This window comes from Sulfitobacter sp. JL08, assembly GCF_003352045.1.
Lineage (GTDB): Bacteria > Pseudomonadota > Alphaproteobacteria > Rhodobacterales > Rhodobacteraceae > JL08.
Window position 1 is genome coordinate 3,297,512 of sequence record NZ_CP025815.1, and the last position, 20,787, is coordinate 3,318,298.

Here is a 20,787-nt window from a genome sequence, read left to right on the forward strand (position 1 = left end):
GCAATCAGGCGCGTTCATCCTTGGGGGATCCCATCACCACATAGGATGTCAGCGATCTGACCTGCGGCAAGGTGCCCAGAACGTCTGTGTGGAACCGCTTGTAAGAGGGCAGATCGGCACATTCGACGCGCAACAAATATTCAATCGTGCCGGTTATGTTGTGGCATTCCCGCACCTCGGGCGCGTGTGCGACGGCCTTTTCAAACGCTTCCTGCGCCGCTTTGTTATGCACCCCAAGTCCGACACCGATATATGCCGTGAAACCACCGCCCATGGCCGACCGGTCCAGCACGGCGCGGTATCCCTTGATCACGCCAGCGCGTTCCAGATCCTGAACGCGGCGCAGGCAGGCGGACGGTGACAGGCCGACTCGATCCGCCAGCTCCAGATTGCTGATCCGTCCATCACGGGACAGTTCTCGCAATATATGATCGTTTATTTGGTCAAGTTTTGCCATTCGTTGCTAAACTTCACGCTGCCACGCGAATTATGCAACTTAATTCGTCAAAAAATGACTAATAGTTGCGCAATGAACTATGAAATCCTCACAGCGCTAGCCGCTTTTTGCTTTGTTTCCTCGATCACACCGGGGCCCAACAACCTGATGCTGATGGCGTCAGGCGCCAATTTCGGATTCCGGCGCACCATTCCGCACATGCTGGGCGTCGGGCTGGGATTTGCCTTTATGGTTGTTCTGGTCGGGGCCGGGCTTGCGCAGGTCTTTAGCCAGTTTCCCGTTACCAACACGATTCTGAAAATCGTCAGCGTCGCCTATCTTTTGTTTCTTGCATTCAAGATCGCCACCGCAGCCTCGATCAAGAAAGGCGTATCGGTCGGCAGCCCGATGACATTCATGCAGGCCGCACTGTTCCAGTGGGTCAACCCCAAGGCATGGACCATGGCCGTCACGGCCGTGACGGTTTACATGCCATCAAATACCTACGCCGCAATCCTGCTTGTCGCGGCGGTGTTCGGGGCCATCAATCTGCCGTCGGTCAGCACGTGGACGTTGCTGGGACAGCAAATGGCGCGAATCCTGACAAACCCGCGCCGCCTTGTCATGTTCAACTGGTCCATGGCGGCCCTGCTGGTTGCATCGCTTTATCCTGTCCTGTTCCCGTAACGCTGCCCGTCATCGGGCAAACCGGATTGCAAAGGCGCGCATTGCCCGCCATATAAAGGTCCGTGACCGTCAAGGAGCGCCGCATGACCCATTATCTGGATTTCGAAAAACCGCTGGCCGAAATCGAAGGCAAGGCCGAGGAATTGCGCGCCCTGGGGCGGGCAAACAAGGAAATGGATGTCGCGGACGAAGCCAAGGCGCTGGACAAAAAAGCCGCCGATATGCTGACCGATCTTTACAAATCGCTTACCCCTTGGCGCAAGTGTCAGGTGGCGCGCCACCCCGACCGCCCGCATTGCCGCGACTACATCAACGCGATGTTCAGCGAATACACGCCACTTGCCGGCGATCGGAACTTTGCCGATGATCACGCCGTGATGGGCGGGCTGGCCCGCATCGACGGACGCCCGGTGATGGTGATCGGCCATGAAAAGGGCAACGATACAAAATCCCGCATCGAACGCAATTTCGGCATGGCGCGCCCCGAAGGATACCGCAAGGCCATCCGCCTGATGGAAATGGCGGGCAAGTTCGGCCTGCCGGTGATCACCCTTGTCGATACGCCCGGCGCATATCCCGGCAAGGGCGCCGAAGAACGCGGCCAGTCCGAAGCGATTGCCCGCGCGACCGAAAAATGCCTGCAAATCGGAGTGCCTCTGATCAGCGTGATCATCGGCGAAGGCGGATCGGGCGGGGCCGTTGCCTTTGCCACGGCCAATCGTGTGGCGATGTTGGAACATTCCGTTTATTCGGTCATTTCGCCCGAAGGCTGTGCCTCGATCCTGTGGAAGGATGCGGAAAAGATGCGCGAAGCCGCCGAAGCCCTGCGCCTGACCGCACAGGACCTGATCCAGTTGGGTGTGGCCGACCGCATCATTCCCGAACCCAAGGGCGGCGCGCATCGCGATGCTGTCACGGCAATGAAATCCGTCAATTCCGAAATCCTGTCCATGCTGGATGAACTGAGCGATCAGAAACCCAAAGACCTGATCAGTGACAGACGTCGCAAATATCTGGATATGGGATCCAAGGGGCTTGCAGCGTGATTGGTACCTAACTGCGCCAGCGCAAGACGCGGCGTTCAACGGCCCCGATCATGGCGCTGGTGGTGACGCCCAGAACCGACAGGATCACAACACCTGCAAATAACCGTTCCAGGTCGTACAAGGCACCGGCCTGTAGAATGTAAGCGCCGATGCCATATTCGGCCCCCAGCATTTCCGCCGCCACCAGCAGGATAATCCCGATTGCCACGCTGACACGCAGCCCCGACAGGATACCGGGCAACGCCCCCGGCAGCACGATCTTGCGCACGATGGACCACCACCCAAGACCGAAACTCTGCCCCATCCGCACCAATGTGCGGTCGACATTGTCGACAGCGCCATAGGTTGCCACAACTGTCGGTGTAAACGTCCCCAATGCGATCAGGGCGTATTTCGAAGCTTCGTCAATTCCGAACCAGATCACAAACAGCGGCAACAACGCAATTTTCGGGATCGGGAATATTGCGGCCACTAAGGGCACCAGCCCGGCACGGATGTAACTGAACAATCCAATCAGAACGCCAATGCCGACACCTGCCGAAATTCCCAAGGCGCCCCCGACCAGCAACCGCGTCAAAGATGGCCAAAGGTGCTGCCACAGCATCCCGCTTTGCCAGAGATCGACAAATGTTGCGGCCACATCGCTGGGCCGTGGCAGGGTCAGATTGCTGATCCAGCCCGCGCGCGTGCCCCATTCGATGATCAGGACAAGGACAACAAAGACAGCTATGCCGACGCCGCGCTTGCCGGTCGGGCGAAACCCGCCGCCACGAAACGGAACGGGGGTGCCGCTAGACATGCAACAATTCCTGATCCGCCGCCGCTGCTTCCTCTTTCATCAGCGTCCAAAGCCGCGCCTGATGCACTTCAAGCTCGGGGTGGTTCATATGCCGGTCTTCCAGTGGCAAATCTATATCGATCACCTCGCGGATACGCCCCGGACGGCGCGAAAGAACGACAACCCGATGACCAAGGCGCACCGCTTCGGCCAGATTGTGGGTGACATAAACACCGGTGAACGGCGCCCGCGTCCACAACGCGATCAGATCCTCCATCAGCAATTCGCGCGTTTGTGCATCGAGCGCCGACAATGGTTCGTCCAGCAACATCACGGCAGGGTTCACCGCCAGCGCGCGGGCAATCGCCACGCGCTGCTTCATCCCGCCCGACAACTGGCGCGGCAGGGCCTTGCGAAAATCGCCCAGTTTGGTGCGCGCCAGAACATCCGCAACAATGGCGTCCGTCTTGCTTTGGCCCAACCCGTGATCTTCCAGAACCAGGGAAACGTTGCCCGCCACATCCCGCCAGGGCAGCAGCGCAAAATCCTGAAAGACAAAGGTCAGCGGGTTCAGACAGCCGGCTGGCGGTTCGCCCAGTTGCAAGATCTTGCCCTGATCCGCACGTTCCAGCCCGCCGATCAAACGCAGCAGCGTCGATTTTCCACATCCGGACGGTCCGATGATACACACAATCTGGCCCGCTGGAATGTCCAGCGAAATATCATCCAGCACCGCCACGTCTCCGTAGCGGTGCGTGATGTTCTGAAGCGTCAGGTCCAAAGGTCCGGCTTACACCGCCTCGACATAAGACGGATCAACCAGTGTATCGACCGTGATATCATCCTTGATCAGGCCTTCTGATTTGAACCAGTCGACCTGATCCTTCACCGACGCCATGTTCAGCGCAGCGCCCGCGTTGATCCGCATCGCGCCGTTGACGATTGATGGCTTGGCCTTTTCATAGGGACGGTCTGTATAGACGTATTTGTGAACCAGCTTCGCCATGTCTTCGGCGGCATCGTCCCCGGCTGTTTTATCAACAAGGGCTGCGTTGAAATCGTCCGCACCGCGCGAAAAGGCGCGCAGGAAAGCCTCGGTCTTGGCCCGCTCATTCGCCGCATTGGCCGCCGATGTGAACACGGTTGTCACCTGATATCCGGGCAGATAATCGGCGACATCGCCAATGATATGCACTGCGCCCGAAGCAGCCAGCGGTTTGGCGATGTGCGGCACGATCGACCACGCATCAACCTGCCCCGACTTCAGTGCGCCAATGATGGCGCCCACTTTTTGCAGCGGCGTAAACCGCACGCTCGCCCCTTCAGCGCCACTGATCTTGGCGCCCATGTAATGAAACGAAGACCCCGGTTGCGTCACCCCAAAGCTTTTGCCATCCAGCATCGCGGGAGATGTCAGTCCGGCCTGAAACGCCGCATCCGAGGCCAGGATTTTCTGCCCGTCAATGCCGGCTTCTTCGCTTAACGCGCCGCCAATCACCTTGGCCGCGCCTTTTTCTGCCAGGGAAATCAAACCGCCGGAAATCGCTGTCACGGCATAATCCGCGTCCCCTGATGCAATCGCCACCGCCATCGGCTGGGCGGCCTCGAAGAACCGGAATTCGACATCCAGACCTTCATCGCTGAAATATCCTCGCTCGAATGCGACGAAACTGGCCGCGTGGCTGGTAAAGCGCAACGCGCCCACATTCAGTTTCGTGCTGGCATAGGCCGGCGCGCCCAACAGCGGTGCCGTTGCAGCCGCCCCCATCAGGCCCAGCGTCGAACGGCGTGTCAGATGTGTCATGATAGTCCTCCCAAGGATTTAGCGAAATGTTGTCACAATGCGTTGCGGGGATGTTATGTCGCTTTGTGCACCAAGGGCAATCTGTCAGCACCGATATCTTCTTCTGTTTGAAAATATCCCCGCCGGAGGCTCCTGCCCTTTAACTGGTCAGCATCCGCAATCCCTGTGTCACATCCGACCGGACAGCCAGACGCAATCCCGGTTCGTCCCCGGCCTTTAACGCCGCCAGGATCAGGCGGTGGTATTGCGGGGGTTCCGTCCGGCGCAGCCGACCGTAAAGCGCGCGCATCGTTGGCCCCATCTGCAACCAGACGGTTTCTGCCATCGCCAGAATGGCCGGCGCCTGTGCACGCAGGTAGAGCGTGCGGTGAAACTCCAGATTTGTGCGGATGTAACCGACCGAATCGCGGTTCAGGACAGCCTCGGCAATGGTGGCATCAATTGCCTGCATCCGGTCGATCAGGGCCATATGCGCGCGCGGCAGGGCGCGGCTGGCAAGTTCGACTTCCAGCAAGGCACGCAAAGCGGCCAGTTCTTCGATCCGTTCACTTGTCAGTTCCGGTGTCGAAACGCGCCCCGACGCTGACAGAAACAACGCACCCTCGGCCACCAGCCTGCGCACGGCTTCGCGCGCGGGCGTCATCGAAACCCCGTACTCTTTTCCGATCCCGCGTAATGTCAGCGCGCTGCCGGGGGCGATTTCGCCATACATGATACGGGTCCGCAACCGCCGGTAAACGGTATCGTGGGCTGCTGGCGTCGCTTCGGCCGGGCGGGGATTGATCATCATGCGCTATTTGTGATCACAAACCGGAAAAAGGTCAATCTGTCGCGTGATCTCTCCCTCGAATCTCTTTTAAAACCGGTACTGGTGCAGGCCGGCCCCTTCCCGACGCAACCAACCGCGCGGAGCTTCGTACGCGCCGTAAAGCGATTGCACGACATCCCAGAAACGCTCTGAATGGTTCATTTCCTGCAAATGGGCCACTTCGTGCGCCGCGACGTAATTCAGCACCTGGGTCGGGGCCAGGATCAGTCGCCATGAATACATCAGCCCCCCTTCTGCGGAACACGACCCCCAGCGGGATCGTGTATCGCGGATGGTCAGCTTGGCATAGGGCCGGCCCAGTTTCGATGCATAGTAATCAGACGCATGGGCCAATCGAGTGCGGGCAGTCTGTTTCAGGAAACCGGACAGGCGCGCCGGCACACGATCAGGCGGCCCGGGAACAGCGATTTTCCCGTCCGAGACCAGAACAGATCGCCCCTGCCCAGCAACAATTTCGAACATCGCGCCCTGAAATGGCAGGGTTGCGCCCAACCCGATAACGGTATCGGGGCTGCGCGCATCCAGATGTTTGCGAATCCACCGTTCTTTCTCCGCTGCAAATTCAAGAGCTTCACGCTCGGCGCAGCGTTTGGGCAGGGTCAGCGTCACGCGCCCGTCCAGTTGCGAAATGCGCAGTGAAATGCGCCGGGCCCGGGCGGAACGGCGAAACAGCAGCGGAATTGGCGGATTGCCGGGAAGGGAATGATCTGTCATCGGTGGTCTCGGTTGCGCGTAAAGGCTTTGACACTGCCTGCCTCATATGGCACTTGGCCGGAATCGTCGACAAGACTCATGATATTTTTAAAGGGGATTACACATGCCCAAGGAAGAATGGGGTGTTAAGCGTATTTGCCCGACAACCGGCAAACGCTTTTACGACCTGAACCAAGTGCCGATCGTCAGCCCGTACACCGGCGAAAAGGTCGAAATGGAAAACGGCAAAAGCCGGATGATCGCAGCTGATGCGGAAGACGCGGCCACAACAAAGGCGAAACAGGCAGAGGCATCCGATGATGATGAACTGCTGGTAGATGACGACGACGTCGAAGTGGATCTGGATGATGATCTGCTGGAAGACGACGACGACGATGATGATGTTTCGCTGGATGAAATCGCCGATGTCGCGGCGGATGACGACGACTGATCGTCAGACTAGAAAAATGCTGCGCAGGGGCGGATTTTTTCGCTTGATCCGGCCCGCGCAAGCGCCTAGACAGCGGCGCATGCCAGACACGTCTGGCACATTGGGGCCTTAGCTCAGCTGGGAGAGCGCCTGCATGGCATGCAGGAGGTCAGCGGTTCGATCCCGCTAGGCTCCACCAATTTCCCCCAACTGTTACGCGACGGGCAGAATATAATGCTCTGGCATAGGGTTTTCCTGTTCGAACACTGTCGCGCTCAAGACCAGAGCTCCGAATGGCGACTGCGCGGCGTTCATGACCGGCTGTATTGAGGTTTTTCGGTCACCTGCCCCAATAAGGTCCAAGTCCGGCAGATCAGCGTCTTACCTGTTTGAAAATTCTTGGATCAACGCTGGCAGCACAAAGTATCCCGCCCCAAAGAGCGCCTTGAATACCCTGACTGACCACGTCTTGCCCGGAGAGATATAGCCCTTTGATCGGGGTCTTGGCATTGAGCGCATCGCTCAGTACGCGTTCTGGCGTTCCGTCAAGCCCATAGAAACGGCCTTCGTGGTGGCCGGTAATCGACGCCGTCGCCAAAGGCGTCGAAAGCTCACGAAAGACGACAAGTTCCGCCAGATCGGGAAAACTCTTCTTGAACAGCGCGAACATTTTGTCCTCGACCCGTTGTTTCATGGCTTTGTACTCTGCGCCGCGTGCACCCGAAGGAAGGCCCGCCCATCGGGCGACACTGTTCCAATCGGCCCAGACGACCATTTCGCCCGCATATTTTTGCTTGGGGCCGGGATCGTGGCTTGGGTCTTTCAGGGACGCAAACGAGACAAAAAAGCTGGGCGGATCGCCTTCCGGCGCATCTGTCCACATCACGTCTACCTCTCCTGTCGGATAGATCCAGTGGTTAGACCGTGTGGCTCCGGCCTCTTTCACGTCACCCTCAAAACCCAAAAACAGGTTGAAGTGGGCAATCGAGGCTGGCAGCGCCTGAATTTTGCCGATCCAGTCTTCGGGTCCGAAGCCTGCAGGCAGTAAATGATTGACCGTTTCGCGCGCACCGATGTTGGATATGACGACATCCGAACGGATTTCCTCTCCCTCGGATGTGCGCACCCCGACGACCCCGTTTTTTTCGACCAGCAGCTTGTCAACCTTCACACCCGCGCGGGCTTCTCCACCTGCTTGCGTGATCGTAGGTACCAGATGCTCAGCAAAAGCCTTGCCGCCACCCACAGGATACCATGCACCGCTTTCCAGAAAAGAACCGCAAACCAGCGCATGCATGGCAAAACTTGCCTTTTTTGGGCGGCCTCCGTGGTCCCCCCATTGCGCGGTAAAAGCAGCGGCCAGATCTTTGTTTTGCGTGATACTGTCGACCACCTCCTGGGTTGTGCGGGCACACCATTTGTTAATGGCCCGATGGTTCCACCACTCAATCATGTGGCCAACAAAGTCAGGCATGGCGCGGGTTGACGCGATCGAGTACATGACTTCCCGCCCTGCGCGCAGCGCGGCAGTCCAGGCTTCGATCGCTTCGGCCTCGTCGGGAAAGCGATCCTTCAGGTCGCGCTCCTGTGCCTCATAGGGGCGTGACAGCGCTAAGGGCGCGGTATCCGCAAGATGCAGGTTGTCATAAACCGCCCCCATGGGTTCGAATTCCATGGGGGTGTGCGACAGCCAGTCGATAAATACCCGTTCCCGGTCGCCGGGCGCGACACAGCCGAGATAATGAATCCCGACATCCCAGGAAAATCCCTCGCGCGAAAAGCTGTGCGTCAGTCCGCCCAGTGTCTTGTACTGCTCCAAAAGCAAGACCTTGTGGCCCATTTTGGCTAGTGCGGCGGCCGCGGTCATACCGCCCATGCCGGACCCGATAACAATCGCATCCCAAGTCTGTGTTTTTTCATCACCCATAGTGGTTACCCTCCGAATTGTATTCGGGACGTGCCCAAATCCGTTTCAATCCTGCTTCCGACAGCGGCGAAAAGTCTTGGGAAAGCGAGAACCACGAGAGTATGAGATGACCTGCAAAGCCCCAAAGCAGCATTGACCAGCGGCCAAAAACGGAACTGAAAGTGGTCGCGAAACTGACAACGGCAAGAAACAAATTGACCGACACGTAACGCCCCGAGTGAATATCGAAGCACATCATGGCTTCAAAGCGCTTGTTGGCTGATCGAAATGCTTCGAGGTTCTCCATCGCCTTTCTCAATCAGGATTGCTTGATCTTTCTAGTCTAACACACTGACGGGGCCGCCCTATTGAGCGAGGTCAAACTCTCGTGATTGTTCATGTGTTCTTTGCGGATATGAAGCACCGGCAAGCCAAGGAGACACCTCCGGGTTCGGCTGTTCGAACCCATGAAATGAACCGGGCGTCGCGGATAGAGCCATGTTTCGACCAATTGAAAACACGGTATTCCTGACTGCGCGGACCCCTGAATCGGATCGTTCCCCGCCATGCGGTTGCTGTCACTCCAGCTTGAACCCTTTGCTTCGTATGAAAGCGCCGAAATCTTCCCGCTCGGGTTTGGCATACTGACGGGTTTTGCCGTCGGACCAGACATAGGGGTCTGAATGACCAAAGGTTGCCGTGTCGCGCTGCGAAACCTTTTTACCGGGCTGGGCGCGCAAAGCGTCATATGCGTCCAATGCCTGCGTAATCCCGCTTTCGTCAAACCTGTCCCAATGCACCGTCACCGACAGCGGCAGGCGCGGGCTGATCCGGCCATGGGTTTCGGGGAAACCTACCGCCAGCGCAGCAACCGGAAAAACATGATCGGGCAGCTTCAACAGGTCGCTGACCGCTTGCGCATCGTTTCGGATCGTGCTGATCGGGCAGCATCCCAGTCCCATCGCCTCGGTCGCCGTAACACAGGCGGACAGGGCAATGCCGGCATCCACACTCGCGTTGAATAACGCATCCAGATGATCATTCGCGAACGGGCGGTTCCAGCGCGCATGCAACTGGCGTTGCCGCCGGTTATTGCCACAAAACACCAAAAGCGACGGCGCGCCCGCGATCCAGCTTTGCGCCGCTAGCAATTCCTTGACCGCCGACACCACCGCAGAATCGCGCAAAACGATAATGTCGCGTTGTTGCAGATCACTTTTGGAGGGCGCGGACATTGCAACCGCACACAACATCCGCAGGGTTTCATCCGCAACCGGATCCTTTCGGAACGACCGGCACGATGCGCGTGCCGCCATTTTCGTGATCGTTTCACGCGCCGATCCTGTCAGTTCGTCAAGATCAAGGTCTTCCGCGAACCGCGCGCGCAAGTGAGTTTGCAAATCAGACTGGGTCATGCCTGCCCTTTCCAAGCCAATTCGTAAGACTTTCTTACGCAAAACATAAATACTAATTCCTTTTTGTCAGTTTAACTCTTGCTTATAACCAAGGGTGCCGAACATTCGTAGCGAACCCCAAGGAGGCGGTCTGTGGCAACGCAAAAAACGTACCTGCACGTCACAGTCAGCCGCGGTGATGCGAAAGGCGGCCATAAAGACACGTTCAAGGTACCGGCCCACGACAACCAGACGGTTCTGGATGTTGTGTCATGGATCCAGCAAAACGCCGATCCGACACTCAGCTACCGGTTTGCGTGCCGCGTTGGCATGTGCGGCAGCTGCGCGATGATGGTGAACGGACAGCCACGCTGGACTTGCCGCACCCATGTGAAAAAGGTAACGGAAAACGACAGGGTAGATATCGCCCCCCTGCGCAATCTGCCGGTGATCAAGGATCTGGTCGCCGATATGGACCCGTTCTTTGACAAGTGGATCGCCGCCGAAGGGCTGCACCACCCGACACGCGACAGGTCAGATCCGATCGAACAGATCGATCCCCTAACCCCCGATCGCGTCACGGCCAACGCCGGGATCGAATGTATCAATTGTTCGGTCTGTTACGCGGCCTGTGACACCGTGGCGGGCAACGCGGATTATCTGGGGCCAGCGGCCCTTCAACGGGCGTGGACGCTTTATAACGATGCCAAGGACGCCCAGAAACAGGTGATCCTTGATGCCGTGTCCGGCAATGGCGGCTGTCATAACTGCCATTCCATGGGCAGTTGCACGCATTATTGCCCCAATGATCTTGATCCCATGTCCGCGATAGCGGGGCTGAAACGCGAAACCGCCAGATCCTTTTTCAAAAGGCGAACCTGATGATGGACCTTCGGCTTTATATGGCGCAGCGGATCACCGCGCTGATGATGGCCCCGCTTGTGCTGGGCCATATCGCGGTAATGATCTATGCGGTCCAGGGCGGGCTGAGCGCAGCCGAAATTCTGGGACGCACCCAGGGGTCACTTTTCTGGTTCCTGTTTTATGGCAGTTTTGTTCTGGCCGTATCCATACATGCAGCCATCGGGCTTCGCGTCATTTGCCACGAATGGCTTGGCCTGAAGGCCGGCGCGCTGAATGTCGTGTCGTGGGGGATCGGGCTGGGGCTGTTCGCACTGGGCGCGCGTGCCGTGGTGGCGGTTACATGGCTATGATCCGCCCTGCCCGTGCCCACCCGCTTTGGCTGGCCTTTGTGCTGCACCGTCTTTCCGGGCTGGGGCTGGCCCTGTTCCTGCCGCTGCATTTCTGGGTTCTGTCGCTTGCGCTGACCCAACCCGACCGGCTGGATGCGTTTTTGCAGTTCTCGGACCAGCCCATGGTAAAACTTGCAGAATTCGGTCTGGTGTTCCTGCTGGCTGTTCATATGTTCGGCGGCCTGCGCCTGATGGCACTGGAATGGCTGCCGTGGAGCGGAGCACAGAAAACCTGGGCGGCGGCGGCTGTGGGCATCGCATTCCTGATTTCCGGATCATTCTTTTTGCAGGTGGTGTAGCTAATGACATTCAATCCAAGGATCGAACGGCACGACACCGATATCCTGATTTTGGGAACCGGAGGCGCGGGCCTGTTTGCGGCGCTGCACGCCCATCAAAGCGCGCCGGAAGGCACAAAAATCACCATTGCTGTCAAAGGGCTGATCGGAAAATGCGGCTGCACCCGCATGGTGCAGGGCGGCTATAACGTGGCGCTGGGCGGTGGCGACACGGTAGAGCGTCATTTTATGGATACGATACAGGGCGGCAAATGGCTGCCCGATCAGGATATGGCGTGGCGGCTGTGTGAGCAGGCGGTTGTGCGTATTCGCGAACTGGAAAACGAAATCGGCTGTTTTTTTGATCGCAATCCGGATGGCACGCTGCATCAAAAGGCCTTTGCCGGTCAAACCGCCGATCGCACCGTGCACAAGGGCGATCTGACCGGGATCGAGATTATCAACCGGCTTATGGAACAGGTTCTGTCCCGACCGGTCGAAAAACTGCAGGAACACCGCGCCATTGGCCTGATCCCGACCAGGGATGGCAGCGCGCTGGCGGGCGTTCTGATGATCGACATGCGCACAGGCGGGTTTCGGTTCGTACGCGCGAAAACCGTGTTGATGGCCACAGGCGGCGGCCCGACCATGTACAAATACCACACCCCGTCAGGCGACAAGACGATGGACGGGCTGGCCATGGCGCTGCGTGTCGGACTGCCCCTGCGCGATATGGAAATGGTGCAGTTTCACCCGACCGGCCTTTTGGCCGGCGATCACACCCGCATGACCGGCACCGTGCTGGAAGAAGGCCTGCGCGGCGCGGGCGGGCAATTGATCAATCACAACGGTGCGCGGTTCATGTTTGATTATGACGCCAAGGGCGAACGCGCGACCCGCGATGTTGTAAGCCGCGGCATCTATGCCGAGATGCGCAAGAACAACAATCCGGAACAGGAAGGCGTGTTCATTTCGATGGCGCATCTTGGCCTCGACACTGTGCGTCAGAAATTCAAGGGCATGGTCAAACGCTGCGAAGACAGCGGCTTTGATCTGGCCGCCGGTCTGGTCGAGGTGGTGCCGACGGCGCATTACTTTATGGGGGGTGTCGTCGTTGATGTGGACACCCGCACCGCCATGGAAGGGCTTTATGTCGCAGGCGAGGATGCCGGCGGTGCCCATGGATCAAACCGGCTGGGTGGCAACGGGGTCGCCAATTCGACTGTATATGGCGGAATTGCCGGCGACGTGATGGGTGCCGACATCCGGTCCATGACCGCACTGCGCGAGCCCGACGAAGATGTGCTGGCCGCCGAAATCGAACGGGCCTGTCATCCGCTGACACGCGCACCTGATCTTGTCCTGCCGCTGCGCAAGCAATTGCAAGAGGCCATGTGGGACGATGTTGGCGTGATGCGCACCGCAACCGGCATGGCGCGCGGCTTGGAACGGATCGCAGAAATCTCGGAAAACCTGATGGACGTCGGCGTGGCGGCAGATAATCTTGCCTTCAACCTCACATGGCATGACTGGCTGAATTTGCGGTCACTTTGTGATATATCCACCGTCATCACCAAAGCAGGGCTGGCGCGCGAAAATTCGCGCGGCGCCCACTACCGCGAGGATTTTCCCGATCCCGGCGCGATGGAAGACAGTTATTTCACTGTGGCGACGCAAAATGGCAAGGACATAGACGTGACCCGCAAGCCGGTAGAATTCACCATCGTCCGCCCCGGCGAGACGATATTGCCCGATGATGAACCCGAAACACTGGTGGCTGCCCAATGATCCCCATCGACCTGATCCAGAAAACCGCTGAAACCCTAATGGACAAGGCCGCAATCGAAATCCCGCAGGATTATCTGGACGGGTTGAAAGCTGCCGCAAAAACCGAAGACGGCGATCTGTCATCCTTTGTGCTGCAGGCGATGCTGGAAAACTACAAGGCCGCCAAGGAAGACCGCCGCGCCATGTGCGGTGATACCGGCACACCGCGCTGGTACGTGAAAATGGGCAACGATACCCAGATCGAGGGCGGACCCATCGCGCTTGAGGCTGCGTTGCGCCGTGCGACGGCCAACGCCACCAACGGCGTGCCCCTGCGCCCCAACCGGGTGCATCCGCTTTGGCGCACCGACCACAACAACAACGTCGGCATCGGTGCCCCCGAAATCGAATATGGCTATGAACCCGGCGGCGAATGGATTGATCTGATCACCGTTCACAAGGGCGGATTATTTGGCACGGATTACCGGATGCTGTTTCCCTCGGACGGCATACAGGGGATCAAGCGCTTTTACCTCGACAGTCTGGTCGCCTTTGGCAAACGCGGATTGGCCTGCCAGCCCGCGATTATCGGCATCGGGCTGGGCGGGTGCAAGGACACCTGCATGGTATTGGGCAAGCGCGCCGCCTGTCTGCGCGTCGTCGGAAGCCGCAATGCGGATCCGCGCATCGCCGAATTGGAGGACGAGTTCAAGGAACTGGGCAATTCCATCGGTATGGGCGCGATGGGCTTTGTCGGCAAGAACATGGTGATCGATTGCAACATTGAAGTGGGATACTGCCACACCGGGGGCATGCAGATGTCTGTGCACGCATTTTGCCTGTCATCCCGCCGCGCCGTGGCGCGGGTGTTTGCCGACGGGCGCGTGGAATACCGCACTGACCCCGACTGGTTTACAGATTATCAACGCCGCGAAACGGTCGATTGGGAATCCGCGATGGAGGCGGCGGAATGATCTTGGGACCAACAAAAGAATGAAACAGACAAGACCGCTAGACGGTATCCGTGTTCTGGACCTGACCCACGTTCTTGCTGGTCCGTTTGCGACTGGGCAACTGGCGATGATGGGGGCAGATGTTATACGCGTGGAACGCCCGGCAGGTGACGATTTTGTACGGGCTCACGGTGGAACCGATGCGATGAAAGCCGCTGGTTTGGGTGCGTCTTTCCTAAGCCAGAACGCTGGTAAACGTTCTGTCGTGATTGACCTGAAATCAAAAAAAGGGCGTCAGGTATTCTTTGATCTACTTGTCACAGCGGACGTCATCACTGAAAATTTCCGCCCCGGAGTGGTCGACCGTTTGGGTATAGGGTTTGAACCTTGCACGGCGTTGAAGCCGGATATTATCTACGCCAGCCTGTCCGGCTTCGGCCCAAGCGGACCACTGGCAAACAGGCCTGCCTATGACCATATCCTTCAAGGAATCAGCGGGTTAATGGCGATGACAGGCACGGATCAAAGCGGCCCGATGCGTGTCGGCTTGCCAATTGTAGATTATGTCGCCGGTCAAACACTGATTACAGCGATTCTGGCTGCATTTTTACAAAGGGCGAAGACGCCGGAAACAGCCCAGCATCTTCAAATTTCCATGCTGGATGCAATCACGACAATGATGGGTGCTTACGCGCTTCACCATCAAGCGACAGGCCAGTTGCGCGGGCTGGACGGCAACCGTGCGTTTTCGGATTCACCATTTTCAGGACGGTTTGAAACGTCCAACGGACAACTGGTCATTACCGCAAACAACCCCGCGCAAGCACTGCGTTTATGCAAGGCCATAGATCAGGAAGGGTTGGCAGATGTTTCAGACCCCGCTGATGTGCAACGAGTGCTGCGCGATACCTTGTTGCGGCGCAGCGCCGATCACTGGGAGGATGTTTTGTCAGCCGCCCACGTGCCAGCAGCACGGATCAGGACTCTGGCGGAAATCATGGACCATCCGCAAATGCAAAACTCGCGCGCGTGGGGCGATTTGGCGGTGGCCGAACTGGGGCGCACTTTCAAAGTGCCAAGCCTTGCGTTTACAGCCCCGTGGCAAGTCGAAACACTTGAACCGGCACCAGTGCAAGGCCGCGATACCGTTTCAATTCTTTGCGAACTGGGGTATTCTCCGGATCAAATTGCGACTTTGCATCATGACGCTGTAATTTCCGTGCAAACAACGGTTCCACCCAAAGGAGCGGCTCGATGAAACCCCGTGAAATACGGCTGTCCACCACCCCCACACCCGAAGCCATTGCAGACCTGCGCCTTGGCGACATCGTCTATCTGGACGGGTTGATGTATACTGCGCGTGAAGGCGTTTACATGCGCGCGCTTGAAGATCAGGCCAATATCCCGATGGAACTGCCCTCACAAAGCGCTGCGAATTTCCACTGTTCGCCGGCTGCTCGGATCAATCCGGACGGGTCTTTTGAAATGGGCGCGGTGACCGCCACTGCGTCGTTCCGGTTTGCCAAATGGTTGCCGGAATGGATGGCCAAGACGGGCGCGAAACTGATCATCGGCAAAGGTGGAATGACATCAAAGGACTACAAGGAATACTTTGTCCCCAATGGGGCAATTTATCTGTCTACTGTCGGCTACGGCACCGGCGCGTTGCTGGGGCGTGGTGTTGAAAATGTCGAAGCGGTCCACTGGAACGAAGAACTGGGGCTGGCCCAGGCGATGTGGGTGATAAAATGCAACAAGATGGGCCCTTTTATCGTTGCATCAGACCTGAACGGTGATTGCCTGTTTGAACGCGAAAACGCCAAGATCGCACAGAACCTTGAACGGGTTTACGAGGGTACCAAACCGGCTGTTTTGAAACGCTATGGCGAAACCGACGACAGGTCAGACGAGGTCATCGGCTAAAGCCCGTGTTGTGCCAGTGCAGCCTGCACAGCGGGGCGGGCCCGCATTGCTTTGTTATGCGCGTTAAGTCTGGGGTAATCTGCCAGTTCAACCTGTGATGCCGCCATCCATCTGTGCACCAGAAACAGATAGGGGTCGCACATGGAATACCGCTCTCCCAGCGCCCATGGTCCCTTTATCAGGTGATCTTCGACAAACTGCGCGCCTTCTGCGATGTTGGGTGCAACCTTGGCCTGCATCGCCGCGATCGCAACCGGATCATCGGCCCAGCGCGCAGCGCGGGCCTTGTGTGCAAAGGCCACGTGCAAGGTGGAAGAAATGTAGCTGTTCAACGCCTGCGCCTGCGCAAATGCAAACGTATCGGTCGGGGCCAGTGCGTGTTCCGGATGCGCTTGCGTGAGATACGCCAGAATGGCAGTGTTTTCCGTCAGCACCCCTTGGGGTGTTTGCAACGCAGGCACCCGCCCTTTTGGATTGATCGCCAGATAATCCGGCGTCAGATGCGCCTTGTCCGGTATAGATACGACAACCGTGTCATAGGGCGCACCGATTTCTTCAAGCAGGATATGGGCTGCAAGGGCGGAACTACCTTTCGAAAGATACAAGGTATACATAAGTTTGCTTCCTTTCGGATTGCACGTTCAGGACACGCGCGTTTTTTCCAGCGACAATGTTTGATATGGCCCAAGGGCTTGCGGCAGGGTTTCGATACCCAGTCCGGCGGCAGTGCCCAGCGTCCAGTCACCACCTGACATAGCTTCGCCTTCAAAAGCGTCACGCAGCGGGTTCGGGTTTACATCCACTTCCAGCACCCCCGGCCCACCCGCAGCCGCCAACACATGCGCCGAAGCCCGCAGCCCGATACCGCCCCCCAGAAAATGCGGGCAATAGAACCGCCCGGCCTGCAATGCGGTGCGCGCAACGCGCAAACATCCGGTGACGCCACCCCATTTCGCCACATCCGGTTGCAGATAGGCGAAATGGCCCGCCTCGATTGCCTGCGTAAACGCAACATCACCAGCAATGTTTTCCCCAACGGCAATCGGTGTTTTTATGTTGTCGGCAAGGGCCACCCAATTTGAACGCGGGCTGTCTGCCGGAATGGGTTCTTCGATCCATCCAAGCCCAAATGCGTCGGCCTGCTGCATGAAGGCCACGGCGCGGGGCACATCCCAGGCCTGATTGGCATCAGCAAACAGCCGTTCGCCGCTGCCCAGATCATCCGACACCGCGCCCAGCGTTTCCAGATCGGTGACATCATTGAACCCGACCTTGATCTTGAAGGCACCAAATCCGTCGGCGCGGGCACAGGCAACCTGCGCGGCTGCCTTGGACGATGCAATGCCGCTGGCATAACACGGCACAGCCTCTGCCGCGGACGGGTTCAGATAACGCGCCAACGACAGACCAGCGCGCCGCGCCGCCATGTCATGCAGGGCCGTATCCAGCCCGGCAAGCACCTGCTGGAACGGTCCCCACTCTCCGGCTTGCAGCGCCCGAATACGGGTTTGATGTGTCAGTGTTTCCCAAGTGATTTCAGGGGTATCCGCACGGCTTTCAAACACGAGATCGGCAATATCCAGCATCAACAGGCGCGCCCGGTGCTCGGCCCCGGCAGCGGGCCAGTTGGCGAAAATTTCGCCCCAGCCAAAGGCTCCGTCCTCAGCGGTCAGTTGAACGAAAACCGCGGGCCGGTCGCGCATGATGCCAAAAGACGTGGCAACAGGTATTTCGATTGGGACGCGAAACACGGACACGGCAATACGTTCAATCTTCACCCCTGTTTCCTTTCAAGTCAGCAATTGGATCATCGCATCACCACGCGTCAAAACAGTTCACGCACCAGCAGGATTGTACCGGACACAAAGGTCAGCCCGATCAGCATTCTGCGAAACTGATCGTCAGACAGGCGTTTGAAAATCGCAATACCCAGTTGTGCAGCGATCATTGCCGCCGGCAGCGCGACCGCAAGATAGAACAGCGTTTGCTTTGTGTAAGCCCCCTGCAATGCAAGCATAAGTGCAGTCAGCGACAGAACCACCACGTTGAACGGCTGCAACACAGCGCGTGTTTCCGATTTTGGCCAGGGCCGTATGGAACACCACATTGTTGGCAACGCCCCCGAAAGCGAGGCCGTGCCCCCCAGCACCCCGCCGGCAAAGCCGATCAGGCCGTCAATAACCGGCGTGCGCCGTTCGATCCGTGGCAGTGTGCTGCGCAGGCTGAAGAACCCCCCATAAATCAGCAGGAATACGGCGATGATGATTTTAAGCGAGTGTGGTTCAATATAAGCCAGCGCCGCGACGCCAAGTGGGATGCCGAACAGCGCCGGCACCAAGAAACGCAAAAGGCGACGCGGATTGTCGAAAATTGCGTGGCGCACGATCCAGACGCCTTGAAACCCGCTGACAACAGACAGCACAACCACAATTGCAACGGCCTGTACCGGCGGCATGATGTTCAGGAAAAACCCCAAGGCAAAAAGCGCTGTACCAAAACCGGCCAACCCGTTTATAAGCCCGCCCGCACTGGCACCGAGGATCAGCAGAACAAGTATTTCAACGGTCATTCTGCGTTTTCCGGTCGGGGTGGAAGCGGCCTGAACTCGCCGATTTCGATCGCGTGCAGGAAAGCTTTGTGAAGTTCGTCAATGACGCGCTGGCGCAAACTGTCTTTCTTGTATGCCAGCCCGATCTGGCGCACCGGTGCATCATCACCAAGGGAAAGGCGCTTGATCGGCAGGGCATTGACGGGTTGAACCGAATGCACGGGGACGATGGAAACACCAAGATTCGCATAGACCATGCTGGAAATCGCCTCGAGGCTGTCCAGTTCCATCGTTTCCTGCACGATCAGCCTTTTGGACTGGATCCAAGCTTCGATCAGGGTCCCGACCACGGCTTCGCGATTGAACCGAATAAACGAATGCTTTTGCAACAGCTCGAACGGATCATCGCTTTTTGTTTCAAGCGACGCCAACAGCTGCATGGGTTCATCAGCAATATGCAAGAATTCCAATCCAACCGGCAATGCTGCGGGGCGCGAAACGACACCCGCATCAATAGCGCCCCGTTCGATCTGCGTCAGCAATGCGGATGTCAGACCTGGCTGGATGCGCACCCGCAACTCAGGAAAGGGTTGTTTCAAAATGGCCATCGCCAAGGGCGCAAGGCCGGTCAGCATCGTGGGCAACGCGCCAAGAACAACTTCGCCCCGCACCCCCTGATCCCCCAGCGCGGCAGCGACAAGATTGTCATAATCGTGAACGATCTGGCGCGCCTTGGCGACAATGGCGCGGCCCGACTGCGTCAGTTCGGGGGTGCGTTTGGAACGATCGAACAATGCCACATTCAACTCGATTTCCAGTGCACGCATTTGCTGGCTGACAGCCGCGTGCGTCACCAGAACAGAGTCAGCGGCGGCACTGAACGTTTTGTGTTCGGCTACGGCGATCAGCGTCCGCAGCATTCTGATCGACATTCCCCGCCCCTTCACGCTCTGAAATGTAAGCAAAAGTATCGAAATTTGTAAGACTTTATTGCTTATTAAAAGCTTGTCTTAACAATATAAAAAGTCAAGGGTTCACATCAGTTGCCAATAAGGTGAAGCTGTAAAAAAACAGGGAGGAAAAAATGAAAAGTACATTTCTAGGCGCAATCGGTGCCCTGGGTCTTGGGCTGGCCGCGACGACAGCGCTGGCAGAATACCCCGAACGCCCGATCAATATGGTCATTCCCTACGGTGCAGGGGGCGCAACAGATATCTCGGCCCGCACAATCGCGGAACCGCTGGGCAATGTCGTTGGCAAACCGCTGATCATGGCCAATGTCACCGGCGCAGGCGGCGCAACCGGATCGGTTGCGGTACAGAACGCAAAAGGCGACGGTTACACAATGCTGTTCGCGCGCGTCGGATCCCATTCCGTCAATCCGGCGATGAAGGCAACCCTGCCTTATACGCTGGATGATTTCCGCTTTGTTACCGTTTACGAAATCAACCCGGTCGCGTGCGCTGTCACGCCGGCTTCGGGCATCAATTCGATGGATGACCTGATCGCAAAAGTGAACGAAGGCGGCGTCAGCTACAGTTCGTCCGGCGTTGGCTCTCTGTTGCATCTTGCCGCCGTTATGGTGCTGAAGGAATTCGGCGTTGCCGATCCGCTTAATCAGGCCACACATATTCCGCAAAAGGGCGGCGGCGCGGCGGCTACCGCTGTGCTGAACGGCACAGCCACGTTCCTGTGCACAAACTCTTCGGCGGTGGCCAGCTTTATCGCCAACGGTCAGTTGAAACCCATTCTGGTGACAACGCCGGAACCCGTTGTCGGCTTTGATGCACCAACCGCGGCCGATCTGGGCAAACCCAGCCTGCATCAACTGGTTGGATGGACCGGCATCGCCGGCCCTGACGATCTGCCCGACGACGTCGCCGAAAAATGGGGCGCATGGATGGCCGAAGCCACACAAGACGCCGATTTTCTTGAAAAGATGACGGCGCGCGGCTCCGTGATCGATTTCATGGATCCGGTCGAAGCAAATGATTTCATCCAGACGCAGTATGAAACCTTCCGCGCCCTGGTTGACGAACTGGGCATGCGGATCGAAGGTTGA

24 protein-coding genes and 1 tRNA gene are annotated in these 20,787 nt (G+C 57.9%); 12 read left to right on the top strand and 13 right to left on the bottom strand.

The genetic code is table 11. The features are described from left to right. Positions 1-4 precede the first annotated feature (4 nt). A complete protein-coding gene (locus C1J05_RS16250; protein ID WP_114871159.1) occupies positions 5-457 on the bottom strand; it encodes an Lrp/AsnC family transcriptional regulator in 453 nt (150 codons plus the stop codon). Positions 458-529: 72 nt separating this feature from the next. Between C1J05_RS16250 and C1J05_RS16255 the strand changes: the two genes are divergently transcribed. Together C1J05_RS16255 and C1J05_RS16260 are read left to right on the top strand one after the other, a co-directional pair. Next, positions 530-1,123 (top strand): LysE family translocator, encoded by a 594-nt coding sequence (locus tag C1J05_RS16255; protein WP_114871160.1) that lies wholly within the window; start codon positions 530-532, stop codon positions 1,121-1,123. A gap of 83 nt (positions 1,124-1,206) precedes the next feature. Next, positions 1,207-2,169, top strand: a complete 963-nt coding sequence (locus tag C1J05_RS16260; RefSeq protein WP_114872390.1) for an acetyl-CoA carboxylase carboxyltransferase subunit alpha — start codon at positions 1,207-1,209, stop codon at positions 2,167-2,169. A gap of 7 nt (positions 2,170-2,176) precedes the next feature. Here the strand turns inward: C1J05_RS16260 and C1J05_RS16265 are convergent, their stop codons facing one another. The 5 genes from C1J05_RS16265 to C1J05_RS16285 all read right to left on the bottom strand — a co-directional run bounded on the left by C1J05_RS16265 (position 2,177) and on the right by C1J05_RS16285 (position 6,294). Next, the gene (locus C1J05_RS16265; RefSeq protein ID WP_114871161.1) at positions 2,177-2,968 is read right to left on the bottom strand and encodes an ABC transporter permease; all 792 of its coding nucleotides are present in this window, start codon (positions 2,966-2,968) and stop codon (positions 2,177-2,179) included. Further along, positions 2,961-3,728, bottom strand: a complete 768-nt coding sequence (locus C1J05_RS16270) for an ABC transporter ATP-binding protein (protein WP_114871162.1) — start codon at positions 3,726-3,728, stop codon at positions 2,961-2,963. The genes C1J05_RS16265 and C1J05_RS16270 overlap by 8 nt, the downstream gene beginning before the upstream one ends. A gap of 9 nt (positions 3,729-3,737) precedes the next feature. Next, complete coding sequence (locus C1J05_RS16275) at positions 3,738-4,751, bottom strand: ABC transporter substrate-binding protein (RefSeq protein ID WP_114871163.1); 1,014 nt, start codon at positions 4,749-4,751, stop codon at positions 3,738-3,740. A 139-nt stretch (positions 4,752-4,890) separates the two neighbouring features. Continuing rightward, the gene (locus C1J05_RS16280) at positions 4,891-5,541 is read right to left on the bottom strand and encodes a GntR family transcriptional regulator (RefSeq protein WP_114871164.1); all 651 of its coding nucleotides are present in this window, start codon (positions 5,539-5,541) and stop codon (positions 4,891-4,893) included. A gap of 66 nt (positions 5,542-5,607) precedes the next feature. Beyond that, on the bottom strand, positions 5,608-6,294 hold the full coding sequence (locus C1J05_RS16285; RefSeq protein ID WP_114871165.1) for a M48 family metallopeptidase: 687 nt from the start codon (positions 6,292-6,294) through the stop codon (positions 5,608-5,610). Positions 6,295-6,397: 103 nt separating this feature from the next. Between C1J05_RS16285 and C1J05_RS16290 the strand changes: the two genes are divergently transcribed. Continuing rightward, positions 6,398-6,724 (top strand): TIGR02300 family protein, encoded by a 327-nt coding sequence (locus tag C1J05_RS16290; RefSeq protein ID WP_114871166.1) that lies wholly within the window; start codon positions 6,398-6,400, stop codon positions 6,722-6,724. Between the two features lie 102 nt (positions 6,725-6,826). Continuing rightward, a tRNA-Ala gene (locus C1J05_RS16295) sits at positions 6,827-6,902 on the top strand. A 174-nt stretch (positions 6,903-7,076) separates the two neighbouring features. Here the strand turns inward: C1J05_RS16295 and C1J05_RS16300 are convergent. The 3 genes from C1J05_RS16300 to C1J05_RS16310 all read right to left on the bottom strand — a co-directional run bounded on the left by C1J05_RS16300 (position 7,077) and on the right by C1J05_RS16310 (position 10,024). Then, positions 7,077-8,630 carry a phytoene desaturase family protein gene (locus tag C1J05_RS16300; protein ID WP_114871167.1) on the bottom strand — a complete coding sequence of 518 codons (1,554 nt, stop codon included), beginning with the start codon at positions 8,628-8,630 and terminating at the stop codon, positions 7,077-7,079. Beyond that, positions 8,623-8,928, bottom strand: coding sequence for a 2TM domain-containing protein (locus C1J05_RS16305; protein WP_205388975.1), 306 nt, complete (start codon positions 8,926-8,928; stop codon positions 8,623-8,625). Before C1J05_RS16305 ends, C1J05_RS16300 begins: the two co-directional genes overlap by 8 nt. Positions 8,929-9,187: 259 nt before the next feature. Beyond that, the gene (locus tag C1J05_RS16310; RefSeq protein ID WP_114871169.1) at positions 9,188-10,024 is read right to left on the bottom strand and encodes a nitroreductase family protein; all 837 of its coding nucleotides are present in this window, start codon (positions 10,022-10,024) and stop codon (positions 9,188-9,190) included. Between the two features lie 132 nt (positions 10,025-10,156). Here C1J05_RS16310 and C1J05_RS16315 point away from each other — a divergent pair, with 132 nt between their 5' ends. From C1J05_RS16315 to C1J05_RS16345, 7 genes are read left to right on the top strand one after another with little or no spacing between them, the layout of a single operon-like run. Beyond that, the gene (locus tag C1J05_RS16315) at positions 10,157-10,885 is read left to right on the top strand and encodes a succinate dehydrogenase/fumarate reductase iron-sulfur subunit (RefSeq protein WP_114871170.1); all 729 of its coding nucleotides are present in this window, start codon (positions 10,157-10,159) and stop codon (positions 10,883-10,885) included. After that, positions 10,885-11,217 (top strand): succinate dehydrogenase, encoded by a 333-nt coding sequence (locus C1J05_RS16320; protein ID WP_114871171.1) that lies wholly within the window; start codon positions 10,885-10,887, stop codon positions 11,215-11,217. Before C1J05_RS16315 ends, C1J05_RS16320 begins: the two co-directional genes overlap by 1 nt. After that, positions 11,214-11,555 (top strand): succinate dehydrogenase, cytochrome b556 subunit, encoded by a 342-nt coding sequence (gene sdhC / locus C1J05_RS16325; RefSeq protein WP_114871172.1) that lies wholly within the window; start codon positions 11,214-11,216, stop codon positions 11,553-11,555. Before C1J05_RS16320 ends, sdhC begins: the two co-directional genes overlap by 4 nt. A gap of 3 nt (positions 11,556-11,558) precedes the next feature. Beyond that, positions 11,559-13,322, top strand: coding sequence for an L-aspartate oxidase (locus tag C1J05_RS16330; protein ID WP_114871173.1), 1,764 nt, complete (start codon positions 11,559-11,561; stop codon positions 13,320-13,322). Continuing rightward, a complete protein-coding gene (locus tag C1J05_RS16335; protein WP_114871174.1) occupies positions 13,319-14,275 on the top strand; it encodes a fumarate hydratase in 957 nt (318 codons plus the stop codon). Before C1J05_RS16330 ends, C1J05_RS16335 begins: the two co-directional genes overlap by 4 nt. Before the next feature lie 19 nt (positions 14,276-14,294). Beyond that, positions 14,295-15,512, top strand: coding sequence for a CaiB/BaiF CoA transferase family protein (locus C1J05_RS16340; protein ID WP_114871175.1), 1,218 nt, complete (start codon positions 14,295-14,297; stop codon positions 15,510-15,512). Further along, positions 15,509-16,177 carry a fumarate hydratase C-terminal domain-containing protein gene (locus C1J05_RS16345; protein ID WP_114871176.1) on the top strand — a complete coding sequence of 223 codons (669 nt, stop codon included), beginning with the start codon at positions 15,509-15,511 and terminating at the stop codon, positions 16,175-16,177. The genes C1J05_RS16340 and C1J05_RS16345 overlap by 4 nt, the downstream gene beginning before the upstream one ends. Here the strand turns inward: C1J05_RS16345 and C1J05_RS16350 are convergent. From C1J05_RS16350 to C1J05_RS16365, 4 genes are read right to left on the bottom strand one after another with little or no spacing between them, the layout of a single operon-like run. After that, on the bottom strand, positions 16,174-16,791 hold the full coding sequence (locus tag C1J05_RS16350; RefSeq protein WP_114871177.1) for a glutathione S-transferase family protein: 618 nt from the start codon (positions 16,789-16,791) through the stop codon (positions 16,174-16,176). The genes C1J05_RS16345 and C1J05_RS16350 overlap by 4 nt on opposite strands. A 27-nt stretch (positions 16,792-16,818) precedes the next feature. Next, positions 16,819-17,955, bottom strand: coding sequence for a mandelate racemase/muconate lactonizing enzyme family protein (locus C1J05_RS16355; protein WP_114871178.1), 1,137 nt, complete (start codon positions 17,953-17,955; stop codon positions 16,819-16,821). 47 nt (positions 17,956-18,002) lie between these two features. Then, positions 18,003-18,746 carry a sulfite exporter TauE/SafE family protein gene (locus C1J05_RS16360; RefSeq protein WP_114871179.1) on the bottom strand — a complete coding sequence of 248 codons (744 nt, stop codon included), beginning with the start codon at positions 18,744-18,746 and terminating at the stop codon, positions 18,003-18,005. Then, positions 18,743-19,657, bottom strand: a complete 915-nt coding sequence (locus C1J05_RS16365) for a LysR family transcriptional regulator (protein WP_114871180.1) — start codon at positions 19,655-19,657, stop codon at positions 18,743-18,745. Before C1J05_RS16365 ends, C1J05_RS16360 begins: the two co-directional genes overlap by 4 nt. 152 nt (positions 19,658-19,809) lie before the next feature. Between C1J05_RS16365 and C1J05_RS16370 the strand changes: the two genes are divergently transcribed. Next, on the top strand, positions 19,810-20,787 hold the full coding sequence (locus C1J05_RS16370) for a Bug family tripartite tricarboxylate transporter substrate binding protein (protein ID WP_114871181.1): 978 nt from the start codon (positions 19,810-19,812) through the stop codon (positions 20,785-20,787).